This is a genomic window from Achromobacter aloeverae (genome assembly GCF_004121055.1).
GTDB classification, from domain to species: Bacteria; Pseudomonadota; Gammaproteobacteria; order Burkholderiales; family Burkholderiaceae_B; genus Bordetella_C; species Bordetella_C aloeverae.
The window spans coordinates 1,463,621-1,477,235 of sequence record NZ_PYAL01000001.1; the positions used below are offsets into that span (position 1 = coordinate 1,463,621).

Genomic DNA, 13,615 nt, shown 5'->3' on the forward strand with positions numbered 1-13,615 from the left:
TTGTTTCTCAATGGAGAACCCGAAACCGCGCGTTTGATCCTGTGAGACCTGGTCAACGCGACAGTCGGTTTCGAGCAGTTGGCCCAGGAGACGGAACGTCCCAGCAAGAGCCTGCACCGGATGCTGTCCCGGGATGGCAACCCCAGCATGGATAACCTGGCCGCCATTTTCGGCGCGATCACCAAGCGCCTGGGCGTGAGCCTGCAAGTCCAGGACGTGCAGGCTCACGCCTAGGGCGGAACAGCGCCCAAGCCTAGCAAGCGACGCACTCACGATAGGGGCCAAGTTCTCTAGGAGAACCGTGCGTCCATCAGGACTGCTTCTCGCGCGAGGCGGACTTGAGATGCTTCTCCATCATTTCGGATGCGCGCGCCAGCTTGTTGGCCAGCAGCAAGTCGATCAACACCAGGTGCTCTTCGCAGCGGCGCAGGGCCTGCTTGCGGTCCACCGCCTTGCGGTACTCCATCAGGCGCCGCACGCGATTGATCCGGCGCAGCGAGTCCAGGATGAAGGCATTGCCGGAGCAGCTTGCTATGGTCTCGTGCAGGCGCGTGTTGGCGTCGAAGATCTGGGCCGGCGATACGGTGTCGATCTCCCCCTTGATCAAGGCTTCCTGCTCCAGGCGGCACTGGCGCAGGCGGACAGCGTCGACCTTGAAGCCGGGTTCCAGAATGCAGGCGGGCTCGACCAGCACCCGGTAGCGATATGCCTGCGCGTAGGCGGCGGGCGACGTCATGGCCTCGCTGAATTCCCACCCATGGCCGGGCAGGCGCTCGATCCAGCCTTCATTCGATATCCGCCTCAGGATGTCGCCCAATTGGCCGCGCGTCACGCCGTAGCGCCGCATCAACTCGTTTTCCGACACCCGGCTGGGCAACAGGCCATCCAGCCGCTCTTGCGCGATCCGTAGATAAACCGCTTCGTCGGGCGCCCCACCCATCACTTCGGCGGGCTTGATCTTCAGCGCCGCCTTGCCGACGACGTAGCCCCCTTCCGGATGCGGATCGATCAAGGCGCGGTCGGCGAGCTGGCGCAGCGCCGTGCGCACCGGCGATCGCGAGACACGCAAGGCCTCGGCAAGGCTGCGCTCCGACAAGCGGGCGCCAACAGGCAGCGCCTGCGCATTGATGCGCAGGAGGATATCCGCCGCGAGCTGGGATTGAAGCGTCTGGGACATGCGCCGGGAAAAAATGTGATGGCATCCGCATGGTATCGCAGCCCGTCACGCGCGGTCTCGGGGTATTTCCCGGGCTTGCGCCGCCATCCTGCCGAATGGTACTTTGTAAAACTGAAATACCACACCTCCAGCACAGCATCATGGATGCCGACTGAAAACGCCAACTGATACGCGGCGGCAAGGCAGGCTGCAGACCCGCCAGCGCCGGCACGAGGAGACAACGATGCGTTCCCTGTTCTTGGGGGCGGTCCTGGCCGCCGCGCTGGGTATTGCAGCACCCGCGCAAGCCGGCGACGGTCCCGCCGGCTATCCCGCGCGCCCCGTCACGCTGGTCGTGCCCTTTGCGCCGGGCGGCGGCAGCGACAACATCGCCCGCTACATCGCTACACGCCTGAACGCCCGCACGGGGGCGAACGTCATCGTCGACAACCGTCCCGGCGCCGGCACCAACATCGGCAACGAGTACGTGGCGCGCGCGCCCGCCGATGGCTACACACTGCTGTTCGGCCAGGTGACGCTGTCCATCAACCCCTACATCTACCCCGCGCTGCGCTACAACGTGGCCAAGGACTTCGCGCCTATCGGGCAAATCGCCACATCGCCCACCGTACTGCTCGTCAGCGCGGCCAGCGGGATGAAGAGCGTCAAGGACTTTGTCGACTACGCGAAGGCCCATGCCGGCCAGGTCAACTATGGCTCCGGCGGGACCGGCACTTCGGTTCATCTCGCCGGCCAGTTGTTCTCGACCGTGGCCGGGCTGCGGATGACGCACGTGCCCTACAAAGGCAGCGGCCCCGCCATGGTGGACCTGATGGGCGGCCAGATCCAAGCCATCTTCGACACCGCGCCATCGGCATTGCCGCAGGCCGCCGGCGGCAAGGTGCGCGCCCTGGCGGTGACTGGACCGCAGCGGCTGTCAGGCCTGCCCGACGTGCCGACCTTCGCGCAGGCCGGCTATCCCGCCTTCGACGCACCGGTCTGGTATGGCCTGATGGCCCCCGCCGGCGTCCCGGCGCCCATCGTCGCCTACCTGAACGGACAGCTGAACCAGATCCTGGACGAACCGGCGACGCGCGAACGCCTGGCGCAACTGGGTTCCGTGCCGGCCCAGGGCAGCCCGCGGGATTTCGCGGCGTTCATCGCGAAAGAATCGGAGCGCTGGCAGGCGGTGGTGCGCAGCGCCAAGGTGACTGTCGATTGAAGGGGGGAATGCCCCCTGCCGGGAACTCAACCGCCGCGATGGAGCAAATCGGCCCAGTGCAGCAGCGTCGCATCGGTATCAGGTTTCCCTATCCACTGTACGCCCACGGGCAGCCCATGTTCGCCGGTGCCTGTAGGCAAATGCACGCAAGGCCAACCCAGCAGGGACCACAAGCGGTTGAAGATGGACGATCCCGTGCTCGCCAGGCCCTTCGGCGCCTCGCCGGGCGCACTGGGCGCGACGATGAAGTCGACATCGGCAAAGCGGTCCAGCCATCGCGCGGAGATTTCGGCGCGCTGGCGTTGCGCGTTCACGTACCGCCCATGATCGATGGCCAGCCCTTGGCCCATGGCGTCACGCGCCGCCTGGCCGACTTTGGCCTGCGCCGACGCGAGAATGGGCAACAGGCCTCGGGACAGCTCATAGCGCATGATGATGGCGTGCAGCGCCGTGAGCTGGTCGATCTCGGTATCGAGAGCGGGCGTGCAAAGGTGCGCACCCAGGTCACGCAGATGCTGCACGCATAGACGCAGGGCATCCTGGGCCGGGACGCTGAGGGCGCCAAGAGACGCGCATTCCAACAAGGCGAATCGAGGAGACGCGCCCTTGCCCGCCAGCGCAGGGGAAGGCGTCAACACCGCCGCGATGGCCCGCGATTGCGCGATAGTGCGGGTAAACCAGCCGATGGTATCCAGGGAGTCGCACAGAACCTGCATGCCGCCGCGATGCACGCGGCCGAATGTCGGCTTGAATCCGACAACGCCACAGAATGCGGCCGGGCGGATGATGGAACCGCCTGTCTGCGTTCCGAGCGCCATGTCCACGATGCCCGCCGCGACGGCGGCGGCCGATCCGCTCGATGACCCTCCAGGCGTGTGCTCGCGTCCATGGGGATTGCGTGTGGGACCCGGCGTGGTGAACGCGAACTCCGCCGTAACGGTCTTGCCGATGGGAAAGGCGCCTGCCCGGCGCAACTGCGCGACGCAGGCCGCGTCGAATGGCTTGGGCGCATCCGGCAGCGCGAGACTGCCCGCGCGCGTCGGCATGCCCGCGACATCGATGACATCCTTTACGCCGAAGGCCAGGCCGGCGAGCGGGCCTTCCGGACCGATATCCTCCGGGATAACCGAAACACGGGGAAGCCGCCAGGCAAACGACCGCAGATCGTGGTCGCGGTCATGCATCGCCTGGATGGCGTCCGAGATGCGGCGGCCGGCGTCAGTGCGCTGTGGATAAAAAGCGTTCGTCATCGGAAGGGGGCTCAACGCGGCGCGGGGAAATGCTTCTTCCAGTGATCGACGATGTCCGCCCGGCGGCAGATCCATACTTCCCGCTTCGTTGCGACGTAGTCAAGAAATCGCGCCAACCCGATCGCGCGCCCGGGATGGCCGACCAGCCGCAGATGCAAGCCCACCGACATCATCTTGGGCGTCGTCCTGCCCTCTTCGTACAGCATGTCGAAACTGTCCTTGAGGTAAGTCATGAAGTCGTCAGCGGTGGCCATGGCGCCCCGGCTGAACTTGCCGTCATTGTTCGCAAGACTATAGGGAACCACCAGATGGCTCTTGCCCTGTACCGTCGTCCAATAGGGAAGCTCGTCGTTATAGGCGTCCGAGTCGTACGCGAACCCGCCATGCTCGACCAGCAGGCGTCGCGTGTTGACCGTCGGCGCATAGCGGCAGTACCACCCTGTCGGCGGCGTGCCCATGCTGCGGGTGATGGACTCGTAAGCGGCCGCGATCTCCTCCCTTTCCTTCTCTTCCGTGAAGTCCTGGGCGCGCACCCAGCGGCGGCCATGGCTGCACACGTCATAGCCCGCTTCCCGGATCGCCTGGGCGACGGCGGGATTGCGTTCCAGCGCCAACGCCGTGGCGAAGACCGTCGCGGTCATGCCTCGTTCGCGCAAGATCCGCAGCACGCGCCAGATGCCGACGCGACTGCCGTATTCGTACATCGATTCGGATGCCAGGTCGCGCCCGTCGAACCCGCCCGCGCCGCCCTCCGTCAAGCCGGTCTCGGTCTTGCCGTCACCGTCTTCGAAGGACAGCTCCGACCCTTCTTCGTAATTGACGACGATGTTCAACGCCACGCGGGCCTTGCCGGGCCATTGAGGGTCCGGCGGCGTGGCGCCATAGCCGACGAAGTCGCGTCGCAGGTGCGCGCAGGAGGGGTTATTCAAATCAGTCATCGTCCTTGCTCCCCGGCCAGGAAACGCGGACAGGCTCGCTCACCGTCCGCAACACCGTATCAGTCTGCTGGCCTGAATGTCCCATGATCACCACGACCTCGTTGGGTCCGTCGATGGAGGTGAAACTGTAGTGCCATACATTGGGACGATACGTCACCCCCTGCGCCCCATCGGTGATGAAGGCGCGTACGGACGCTCCGTCCAGGTTGCCACGCTCGTCCGACATGGCCACGACGACCAGGCAGCGCCCCGCGCGCATGGGAACGAAGGTTTGCGCGGAGTTCGGATGACGCTCCATTTCCCCGACCAATACACCATCCGGGGAACAGGCGTCGATCCGGTTGACCCATAACCGCGGATTATTGGCGCAGGCGAACTGCAAGGAGAAATCGCGCCGGCGGGTTTCGCCCCTGTTCTCCAGCACTTCGCCAAACTGCGCGAACCCGCTGCTAGTAAGTGCTTCCGCGGCCAACTGCTTGTACATCCTCGTCTCCGTGTTGTTGCGTGGCTCCATGTTGCTGGACCACCGAGTTAGACCTGAAGAGCGGCGTCAGCCGGAAGAAGAGCATGAGCACCACGCCCAGGCACATGAAGCCGGCGAAGATGAAGCCGATCTGGGCGAATCCGCCGGTGACCTGGCGGCTCCATCCCAGCAAGGTCGGCGCGACCACGCCGGACAGGTTCGCGAGCGAATTGATGAACGCGACCGCGGCGGCGGCGGTTGCCCCCGTCAGCAGCGACGTCGGCAAGCTCCACAGGACGACATTGGAGGCATAGACCCCCATCGCGGCCACGATCAGGGCCAGCAGCGCCAGCATGTGAATATCCAGCGTGAATGCCAGCGCAACGAAACCCAGCGCGGCGAAAGCCAGCGAACCCATCAGGTGCACGGCGCGCTCGCGCTTGATGTCCGAGCGACGTCCCCATAGCACCATTGCGGCCGCGCCGAAAAGATAGGGTATGGCGCTGAGCCAGCCCACCACCGAATCGCTGTAGCCGAAACTCTTGATGATCTGCGGCAGGAAAAAGGCGATGCCCGTCGTGCCGAAGACGATGCAGAACAAGGTGCCCGCCATGAGCAGGATGCCAGGATTGGTGAACGCATCCGCAAGGCGGTAGTGATTGTGTCCCGTGATGGCCTTCTCTTCCTGCTCGGCCATGCGTTCCAGCACGCGCTTTTCCCCGGCGGTCAACCAGTTCACTTGCGCGGGCGAGTCGGCGAGCAGGCGCAGGCATGCGAGGCCCAGCACGATGGCGGGCAAGGCTTCGATGATGAACATCCACTGCCAGCCGCGCATACCCCCGACACCGTTCATCCCTTCCAGGATGACGCCGGAGATGGGGCTGCCGATAAGGCCGGATAGCGGTATGGCTACCATGAAGATGCCCGTGACGCGGCCCCGGTATCGCGCGGGGAACCAGCGGCTGATGTAGACCATGATGCCTGGAAAGAAGCCCGCCTCGGAGGCGCCCAGCAGAAAGCGCAGGACGTAGAAGCTGCGCTCGCCGGTGACGAAGGCCATGCCCAGGGAAATGATGCCCCAGGTAATCATGATGCGGGCAATCCACAAGCGGGCGCCCACCTTGGCCAGGATCAGGTTGCTGGGCACTTCGAAGAAGAAATAGCCGACGAAGAATACGCTGGCCCCGATCCCGTAGGCGATGCTGGAAATGCCCAGGTCCGCATTCATCTGCAGCGAGGCAAACGAAATGTTGACGCGGTCGAGAAAGGCCACGAAGTACAGCACCATCAGGAAGGGAATGACCCTCCACATCAATTTACGCAGCAACACGGCGTCCACGCCGTCCGGGGCGGTGGCGGAGGTGTCCATAGCGTTCCCCTTGTATTTTTGAACGCGATTAGATGGCCGGCTCGTGTAGCTGCCGGTTGAGATCACGGCAATGTGATGGGGAAATTCTAAAGACGCGCATACAATAGTCAATTATTAAAATTTACCCATCGTCTATTCAATTTGGCTATACATGAACTTGCGACTCTTCGGAATCTTCCGCGCGGTAATGAATGCGCAGAGCACCATCGGGGCCGCCCGCCACCTCAACATCTCGCAGCCGACGGTAAGCAACGCCATACGCCAGCTGGAGGACGAGCTGGGCTTCGAGCTGTTCGATCGTATGGGGAACCGTCTGGTCGCCCGGGAAGAGGCGCGCATGCTGTTCAAGGAATCGGAGTCGATGTTCTTGTTCGCCGACAGGCTAGCCGGGGTGGCGGAAGACCTGAAGGAGAATCGCGCGGGCCGCGTACGGGTGGTCGCCACGCCGCAGCTGGGGCATACCATCCTGCCGGCCGCGATCGCGAGATTCGTCGCCGCGCGGCCGAAGGTGAAGGTGGTGTGCGATGTCGTCGATTCCCATCACGTCATCGAGAGCACCGAAGCCATGGCGGCGGACTTCGGGATGGCGGTGGCATTGGAGCCCGCGCTTAGCGGAAACCTGGAGATGGTATTGATGGACGAGGCCGAGGTGGTGTGCGTGTTGCCGGCCGGGCACCCGCTGGCCGAGAGAAAGTCACTGTCGCCCAAGGACATCAGCCCCTTCCCCTTCATCGCCCTGGAGAACTCGGCCCGTCTTAGCGCGCCGATACGGACGGCGTTCGACAGCGCCGGCGCCCGCTACGCCCCCAGCATCGAAGTCCGCTACTCCGAGACGGCCTGCCTGCTGGCGAAGGCAGGCGCCGGCGTGACGCTGGTGGACTCGTATTCCGCGGCCACGCTCGCGCAGGCGCGCGCCGTCAAGGTCGTTCCGTTTCGCCCGCGCATACCCGTGAATGTCTGGGCGATATTTCCCAAGGACCGTCCTCGATCGCGCCTGACCCGGGCGCTGATCGAGGAGATCAAGGCGGGCATGGCTGGATCCGGCAAGGCGAAAGGTCGGTGAGCTGTCTTGTCGGCGCCGCGGCAAAAAAAAATCAACCACCCGAAGGTGGTTGATTTTCACAGCATCTGGCGGAGACGCAGGGATTCGAACCCTGGATGCAGTTTTTAGCCACATACTCCCTTAGCAGGGGAGCCCCTTCAGCCTCTCGGGCACGTCTCCAGAAGAGTTTGCGATTCTAGCACGGATTTCAGGCCCGCTGCGTCATTTGCATGAATCGCGGCGCGGGCGCCCCGCCGGGCCTGGATCGCCGTACTTACTTTGGATCACACCTTCGCGGCGGGCGCCTGGTCCAGGCCGAAGGCCTTGTGCAGGGCGCGCACGGCCAGTTCCATGTACTTGTCCTCGATGATCACCGAGGTCTTGATCTCGCTGGTGCTGATCATCTGGATATTGATGTTTTCCTGCGAAAGCGTCTGGAACATCAGGCTGGCGACGCCCACGTGCGAACGCATGCCGATGCCGACGATGGAAACCTTGGCGACCTTCTCGTCGGTGACCAGTTCCTTGGCCTTCACAGCGGGAACCACGTCGCGCTTGAGCGTTTCCACAGCGCGGGCGAATTCATTGCGGTTGACCGTGAACGAGAAGTCGGTGGTGCCCGCCACGGACTGGTTCTGCACGATCATGTCGACGTCGATGTTGGCGGCGGCGACAGGGCCCAGGATGGAGAAGGCGACGCCGGGGGTATCCGGCACGCCCAACAGGGTGATCTTGGCTTCGTCGCGGCTGAAGGCGATGCCGGAGACAACGGCGGCTTCCATTTTTTCGTCTTCCTCAAAAGTAATCAGCGTGCCCGAGCGCATTTCCTCGTCGAGCGGAATCAGGGGGTCGGTCAGCGAGGACAGCACACGGGTCGGCACACGGTACTTGCCGGCGAATTCGACCGAGCGAATCTGCAGGACCTTGGAGCCCAGCGAGGCCATCTCCAGCATTTCCTCGAAGGAAACGACCGGCATGCGGCGCGCTTCGGGCACCACGCGCGGATCGGTGGTGTAGACGCCGTCCACGTCGGTGTAGATCAGGCACTCGTCGGCCTTGATGGCGGCCGCCACGGCCACCGCCGAAGTGTCCGACCCGCCACGACCCAGGGTGGTGATATGGCCGTCGTCATCGACGCCCTGGAAACCCGTCACGATGACCACGCGGCCCGCATCCAGGTCGGCGCGGATGCGAGTGTCATCGATGGAGGAAATGCGCGCCTTGGTATAGGCGCTGTCGGTGCGCACCGGAACCTGCCAGCCGGCATAGCTGCGCGCCTGCACGCCTTCGGCCTGCAGCGCGATGGCCAGCAGGCCGCTGGACGCCTGCTCGCCAGTCGCGGCGATCATGTCCAGTTCGCGGCCGTCGGGCTGCGGCGTAATCTCGCGCGCGAGGCCCAGCAGGCGATTGGTTTCGCCGGCCATGGCCGAAGGCACGACGACAACTTTGTGGCCGGCGGCGTGCCACTTCGCGACGCGGCGCGCCACGTTCTTGATGCGCTCGACCGAGCCCATCGAGGTACCGCCATATTTGTGAACGATCAGGGACATCTCGTACTCTGGCTGGAAAATGCCGGAACTAGCTGGCAGGCAAAGCCTGATATTCTAACGTGTTGGCGAAAAAGTGCTGGAAATCGCTCGAAAAAGCGAAATCCAGCCGTCAAATTGCCGCGGAACGCCACAATGCGGCCACCGCTGGGCCACGCCCGGCTCACGACGACAAAGCGCCCGGCGCGCGCGCTTCGATCGACACCCTTCCCCGCACGCAGCGCACGCAATGCGCCGCGTGCTCCCACAGCAACTGCCTGTCATGGCCCATGGCGTGCAGCTGGCGCAATTGCCGCAGCAACTCCGCCAGGCGGGCATCGCTGGGCATGCGAGCGCCATGCAGGCGCAGCCAGTGCCGCAGGACATGCGCCTGCCTGGCCGGCGACAACGCCCGCCAGGCGGCGAGGGAGAAATCCCGCGCGCCTGCTGACGGGTCCAGCCCGGCCAGGTCGGCGGCGGCCACCTCGGCCAGGATTTCGGCGCTTTCGGCGGCCTGGCGGGCATGGCGGGCGACGATGGCCTGCCAGCCGGGCCAGCGGGTGTCGAGCACGGGCGTCAGCAGGGTGCGCACGGCGGCGCGGGTATAGCGTTCATCAGCATTGGAAGGATCCTGCACGGCCGTCCAACCGCTGGCTTGGGCGTACGCGGCGGCGGCCGCCAGGATGCGGGCGCGCGGCACGCCCAGCCAGGGACGCAAGTAGGTGATGCCGTCCCGGTCGGCGGCCGGCGCCATGGCGACCAGCCCTTCCGGACCGGCGCCCCGCAGCAGGCGCAACAGCACCGTTTCGGCCTGGTCGTCCTGATGATGAGCCAGCAGCACGTGCCGCACGCCGTCCGCGCGCGCGGCGTCGGCCAGGGCGGCATAGCGGGCTACGCGCGCCGCGCCCTCGATGCCGGCGCCGCTGTCGGCCGCGACCCGCACGCGCAGCTCGCGCACGGGCAGGCCCAGCGCGACGCCGAGCGCGCGCACGCGGTCCGCCCAGGCATCCGCCTCGACGAACAATCCGTGATGAACGTGATAGATGAAGAACGTGAGCCCCAGCGGCGCGGCCAGGGCCGTGGCATATACCGCCAGCATGGCCGAATCGGCGCCCCCGCTGACCGCCAGGCCGGCGCGCTCGTGGCCGGCTGCTCGCAAGGCCGACAGCGCGCGCCGCAGGGGCGGCGTCAATACAGGATCATCCGGATCCGCACCAGGCACGGCGCCCGCTGCGGCAAGCGCCGCGCCAGGACTATGGGCCTTGTCGGCCCCGGCAGCCTTGGCGGGCCCAGCAGCCTTGTCGGCCCCAGCAGCCTTGTCGGCCTGGCCGACGCCCGCCCCTGCCGCCGGGCGGCCGGCGCCGCCCTCGCGCGCCCTGCCGTCACCGCCGCCGGTCATGGACTGGGCTCCGGCCGGCGCGCGCCTGATCAGGCGCGCACTTCCTGCACGCGGCCATAGCCGGCCACGCGCTGCAAACGCTGCTCGACCAGTTCGTCGGCCGACAGCGTGGACAATTGGCGCAGGGTGTCGCCCAGCGCGCGGCGCAGCAGGCGCGCCATGACGCGCGGGTCGCGATGCGCGCCGCCGACCGGTTCATTGACCACCCGATCGATCAGGCCCAGTTCCTTCAGGCGCGGCGCGGTGATGCCCAGCGCCTCGGCGGCCTCGGGCGCCTTGTCGGCGCTGCGCCACAGGATGGACGCGCAACCCTCGGGAGAAATCACCGAATAGGTGGCGTATTGCAGCATCAGCACCGCGTTGGCGACGGCGATGGCCAGCGCGCCGCCCGACCCGCCCTCGCCGATCACGGTGGCGATGATGGGCACCCGCAGTTCGGCCATGGCATACAGGTTGTGCCCGATGGCCTCGGACTGGCCGCGCTCTTCCGCGCCGATGCCGGGATAGGCGCCCGGGGTGTCGACGAAGGTAAAGACGGGGATATCGAATTTTTCGGCCAGGCGCATCAGCCGCAGGGCCTTGCGGTAGCCCTCGGGACGCGGCATGCCGAAGTTGCGCATGGCGCGCTCCTTGGTGTCGCGTCCTTTCTGGTGGCCGATGACCATGCAGGCGGTGCCGTTGAAACGGGCCAGCCCGCCGACGATGGACTGGTCGTCCGCGAACATGCGGTCGCCGTGCAGCTCGTGGAAATCGGTGAAGATTTCCCGCACGTAGTCCATCGTGTAGGGACGCTGCGGATGACGCGCCACGAGGGCGGTCTGCCAGGGCGTCAGCTTGCCGTAGATTTCCTTGGCCAGCGTCTGGCTCTTTTGTTGCAGCCGATTGATTTCGTCGGAGATGTCCACCGCCGAATCAGCCTGCACAAAGCGGAGTTGCTCGATCTTGTTGTCAAGCTCAGCCAGCGGCTGTTCAAAGTCCAGGAAGGTATTGCGCATGAAGATGGGGATCCTGTTGGTGAGCCCTGGGATGCCTGCGGTCAGTATTGAACCGGAACCGGTTCAAGGCTGTGCCACAAGTACCAGGTTGCCACGGTACGCCAGGGTTGCCAGGCCAGCGAAACCTCGCGCGCTTCGAAACGCGAGACGGGTTCGCCGCTGAAGTAGTGTAGCGAGATTGCCTTGAGCAACCCCGGGTCGTCCAGCGGCAGGACGTCCGGACGCTGGAGATTGAAAATGAGGAACATCTCGGCGGTCCAGCGGCTGATGCCCCGGATGCCGACGAGCTCGTTGACGACGGCCTCGTCGTCCATCTTGGACCACCGGTCGGGATGCACCTTGCGATCGCTGAAGTGCGTGGCGAGGTCGTGCAGGTAATCCGCCTTGCGCTGCGCGATGCCGGCGGCGCGCAGCCCGTCCGCGCCCAGGCGCAGCACCGCCGCCGGCGAAGGCCGCGCGCCCGCCGCTTCCAGCAGGCGCTGCCAGGCCGTGTCGGCCGCCCGCGCCGACACCTGCTGGCCGATGATGGCGCGCGCCAGCGTCACGAAGGGCGTGCTGCGCGAGGTCAGCCAGACCTCCGGGTGCTGCGGGATCAGCTTCTTGAGGATGCGGTCGCGCCGCAGCAAGTGGCTGACGGCGTCTTCCCAATAATGGGGCTTGGCGACGGGAGTTTCGGCGGGAGACATGGCGCGGTTTCCTTGGACACGCCTCAAACGCGGCGCCAGTTGGTCTGGCCGCCCGGTTTGTCTTCCAGTTCGATGCCGTGTTCGCGCAATTCGGCGCGGATGCGGTCGGCCTCGCCGAAATTCCTGTCGCGCTTGGCGGCGGCGCGCGCTTCGATGCGCGCCTCGATGGCCGCATCGTCCAGGGCATCGTCCCGCGCGGCGTCGACGGCGCCGGCCTTGTAGCGCGTCGGCGCACGCAGATAGCTTTGCGGGTCCTGCTGCAAGAGGCCCAGCAAACCGCCCAGCGCCTTCAATTGCCCGGCCGTGCGGGCGCTGCCGCTGCGATTGGCGTCGCCGGCCAGCTGGAACAGCGCGGCCATCGCGCCCGACGTATTGAAATCGTCATCCATCGCGGCCTTGAAGGCCTGCGCCTGGGCTTCGCTCCAGTCCACGCCCTGGTCGTCGGCGGGCACATTGGCCAGCGTCTGGTACAGGCGGTCGAGCGCGTTCTGCGCGTCCAGCAGGTTGTCCGGCGCGTAGTTCTGCGGGCTGCGATAGTGGTTGCGCACGATGAAAAAGCGCAGCATCTCCGCCTCGCGCGGATTGACCGCATAGTCCGCCGCGGCCGCGTCCGGCTCGCCGCTGGCTATGGTCTGGCGGATGGTGCGGAAGTTGCCGAGCGACTTCGACATCTTGTCGGCATCGACCATCAACGGGCCGCAATGCATCCACACATTGGCCAGCACGCCGCCGAAAGCGCCTTCGGTCTGGGCGATTTCGTTCTCGTGGTGCGGAAATTTCAGGTCCGGGCCGCCGCCATGGATGTCCAGGGGCAGGCCCAGCAGGCTCTTGCTCATGGCCGAGCACTCGATATGCCAACCCGGCCGGCCCAGGCCATAGGCCGATTCCCACTTGGTCTCCGGCGGCTCCTCGGCCTTGGCCGATTTCCACAGCACGAAGTCCAGGGGATCGCGCTTGGCCGTATCCACCGCCACGCGCTCGCCGGCGCGCAGGTCGTCGAGCGACTTGCCGGACAGCTTGCCGTAGCCCTCGAAACCGCGCACCGCGTAGTTCACGTCGCCGTCGTCGGCCTGGTAGGCCAGGCCTTTTTCTTCCAGGCGGCCGATGATGTCCAGCATTTCCGCCACGTACTGCGTGGCGCGCGGCTCGTGGTCGGGCGTCTGCACGCCCAGCGCGCGTTCGTCGGCGTGCATGGCGTCGATGTAGAACTCGGTGACCTCGCCGATGCGGCGGCCGCTCTCGACCGCGCGGCGAATGATCTTGTCGTCGATGTCGGTGATGTTACGGACGTAGTCGACCGTGTAGCCGCTGGCGCGCAGCCAGCGCTGCACCACGTCGAAACCGACCAGCATGCGGGCGTGTCCCAGGTGGCAATAGTCGTACACCGTCATGCCGCAGACGTACATGCGCACCCGACCCGGCTCGGCCGGCTTGAAGGGCGCTTTCGTACGCGATAACGTGTTGTAGATCTGCAGCATAGGTTCAGGAGTTAACGTCCGAGGATCATGACCGCGGCGGGTTACGCATCCGCCGGCAGGGGCAGGACGGATCCGCGACAGCGCCAGGCAG

13 protein-coding genes and 1 tRNA gene are annotated in these 13,615 nt (G+C 65.8%); 3 read left to right on the forward strand and 11 right to left on the reverse strand.

Annotated features, from left to right (window positions below; genetic code table 11):
• The first annotated feature begins 78 nt into the window (after positions 1 to 78).
• Positions 79 to 234 (forward strand): hypothetical protein, encoded by a 156-nt coding sequence (locus C7R54_RS29185; RefSeq protein WP_240039385.1) that lies wholly within the window; start codon positions 79 to 81, stop codon positions 232 to 234.
• 76 nt (positions 235 to 310) lie between these two features.
• Here C7R54_RS29185 and C7R54_RS06340 read toward each other — a convergent pair whose 3' ends face one another.
• The gene (locus C7R54_RS06340) at positions 311 to 1,177 is read right to left on the reverse strand and encodes a GntR family transcriptional regulator (protein WP_129149265.1); all 867 of its coding nucleotides are present in this window, start codon (positions 1,175 to 1,177) and stop codon (positions 311 to 313) included.
• A 223-nt stretch (positions 1,178 to 1,400) separates the two neighbouring features.
• Here C7R54_RS06340 and C7R54_RS06345 point away from each other — a divergent pair, with 223 nt between their 5' ends.
• Positions 1,401 to 2,378: a Bug family tripartite tricarboxylate transporter substrate binding protein gene (locus tag C7R54_RS06345; RefSeq protein WP_129149266.1), complete on the forward strand. Its 978-nt coding sequence runs from the start codon at positions 1,401 to 1,403 to the stop codon at positions 2,376 to 2,378.
• Positions 2,379 to 2,404: 26 nt separating this feature from the next.
• Here the strand turns inward: C7R54_RS06345 and C7R54_RS06350 are convergent, their stop codons facing one another.
• Genes C7R54_RS06350 through C7R54_RS06365 form a run of 4 tightly spaced genes read right to left on the reverse strand, consistent with a single transcriptional unit; the run spans position 2,405 to position 6,398 of the window.
• The gene (locus tag C7R54_RS06350) at positions 2,405 to 3,628 is read right to left on the reverse strand and encodes an amidase (protein ID WP_192903598.1); all 1,224 of its coding nucleotides are present in this window, start codon (positions 3,626 to 3,628) and stop codon (positions 2,405 to 2,407) included.
• A gap of 11 nt (positions 3,629 to 3,639) precedes the next feature.
• Positions 3,640 to 4,566 carry an allantoinase PuuE gene (locus C7R54_RS06355; RefSeq protein ID WP_129149268.1) on the reverse strand — a complete coding sequence of 309 codons (927 nt, stop codon included), beginning with the start codon at positions 4,564 to 4,566 and terminating at the stop codon, positions 3,640 to 3,642.
• The gene (locus C7R54_RS06360) at positions 4,559 to 5,050 is read right to left on the reverse strand and encodes an ureidoglycolate lyase (protein ID WP_158021161.1); all 492 of its coding nucleotides are present in this window, start codon (positions 5,048 to 5,050) and stop codon (positions 4,559 to 4,561) included. Before C7R54_RS06360 ends, C7R54_RS06355 begins: the two co-directional genes overlap by 8 nt.
• Complete coding sequence (locus C7R54_RS06365) at positions 5,016 to 6,398, reverse strand: MFS transporter (protein WP_129149270.1); 1,383 nt, start codon at positions 6,396 to 6,398, stop codon at positions 5,016 to 5,018. Before C7R54_RS06365 ends, C7R54_RS06360 begins: the two co-directional genes overlap by 35 nt.
• 151 nt (positions 6,399 to 6,549) lie before the next feature.
• Here C7R54_RS06365 and C7R54_RS06370 point away from each other — a divergent pair, with 151 nt between their 5' ends.
• Entirely contained in the window at positions 6,550 to 7,461 is a 912-nt protein-coding gene (locus tag C7R54_RS06370) for a LysR family transcriptional regulator (protein ID WP_129149271.1), read from the forward strand.
• Between the two features lie 66 nt (positions 7,462 to 7,527).
• On the opposite strand, the gene C7R54_RS06375 is transcribed toward C7R54_RS06370, so the two are convergent.
• The 6 genes from C7R54_RS06375 to cysS form a co-directional block, all read right to left on the reverse strand.
• A tRNA-Ser gene (locus C7R54_RS06375) sits at positions 7,528 to 7,620 on the reverse strand.
• A gap of 104 nt (positions 7,621 to 7,724) precedes the next feature.
• Complete coding sequence (locus C7R54_RS06380; RefSeq protein ID WP_129149272.1) at positions 7,725 to 8,990, reverse strand: aspartate kinase; 1,266 nt, start codon at positions 8,988 to 8,990, stop codon at positions 7,725 to 7,727.
• A gap of 160 nt (positions 8,991 to 9,150) precedes the next feature.
• Positions 9,151 to 10,146: a tRNA lysidine(34) synthetase TilS gene (tilS, locus tag C7R54_RS06385; protein WP_377813626.1), complete on the reverse strand. Its 996-nt coding sequence runs from the start codon at positions 10,144 to 10,146 to the stop codon at positions 9,151 to 9,153.
• A 248-nt stretch (positions 10,147 to 10,394) separates the two neighbouring features.
• On the reverse strand, positions 10,395 to 11,360 hold the full coding sequence (locus tag C7R54_RS06390) for an acetyl-CoA carboxylase carboxyltransferase subunit alpha (protein ID WP_129149274.1): 966 nt from the start codon (positions 11,358 to 11,360) through the stop codon (positions 10,395 to 10,397).
• Positions 11,361 to 11,401: 41 nt separating this feature from the next.
• Positions 11,402 to 12,046 (reverse strand): DNA-3-methyladenine glycosylase family protein, encoded by a 645-nt coding sequence (locus tag C7R54_RS06395; RefSeq protein WP_129149275.1) that lies wholly within the window; start codon positions 12,044 to 12,046, stop codon positions 11,402 to 11,404.
• Between the two features lie 23 nt (positions 12,047 to 12,069).
• Positions 12,070 to 13,524, reverse strand: a complete 1,455-nt coding sequence (gene cysS / locus C7R54_RS06400) for a cysteine--tRNA ligase (RefSeq protein ID WP_129149276.1) — start codon at positions 13,522 to 13,524, stop codon at positions 12,070 to 12,072.
• Positions 13,525 to 13,615: the final 91 nt, after the last annotated feature.

Excerpts from the sequence above, each read along its gene's own strand:
- C7R54_RS06340 (WP_129149265.1), bottom strand. The coding sequence starts at position 1,177 with ATGTCCCAGACGCTTCAATCCCAGCTCGCGGCGGATATCCTCCTGCGC.
- C7R54_RS06345 (WP_129149266.1), top strand. The coding sequence starts at position 1,401 with ATGCGTTCCCTGTTCTTGGGGGCGGTCCTGGCCGCCGCGCTGGGTATT.
- C7R54_RS06350 (WP_192903598.1), bottom strand. The coding sequence starts at position 3,628 with ATGACGAACGCTTTTTATCCACAGCGCACTGACGCCGGCCGCCGCATC.
- C7R54_RS06355 (WP_129149268.1), bottom strand. The coding sequence starts at position 4,566 with ATGACTGATTTGAATAACCCCTCCTGCGCGCACCTGCGACGCGACTTC.
- C7R54_RS06360 (WP_158021161.1), bottom strand. The coding sequence starts at position 5,050 with ATGTACAAGCAGTTGGCCGCGGAAGCACTTACTAGCAGCGGGTTCGCG.
- C7R54_RS06365 (WP_129149270.1), bottom strand. The coding sequence starts at position 6,398 with ATGGACACCTCCGCCACCGCCCCGGACGGCGTGGACGCCGTGTTGCTG.
- C7R54_RS06370 (WP_129149271.1), top strand. The coding sequence starts at position 6,550 with ATGAACTTGCGACTCTTCGGAATCTTCCGCGCGGTAATGAATGCGCAG.
- C7R54_RS06380 (WP_129149272.1), bottom strand. The coding sequence starts at position 8,990 with ATGTCCCTGATCGTTCACAAATATGGCGGTACCTCGATGGGCTCGGTC.
- C7R54_RS06390 (WP_129149274.1), bottom strand. The coding sequence starts at position 11,360 with ATGCGCAATACCTTCCTGGACTTTGAACAGCCGCTGGCTGAGCTTGAC.
- C7R54_RS06395 (WP_129149275.1), bottom strand. The coding sequence starts at position 12,046 with ATGTCTCCCGCCGAAACTCCCGTCGCCAAGCCCCATTATTGGGAAGAC.
- cysS (WP_129149276.1), bottom strand. The coding sequence starts at position 13,524 with ATGCTGCAGATCTACAACACGTTATCGCGTACGAAAGCGCCCTTCAAG.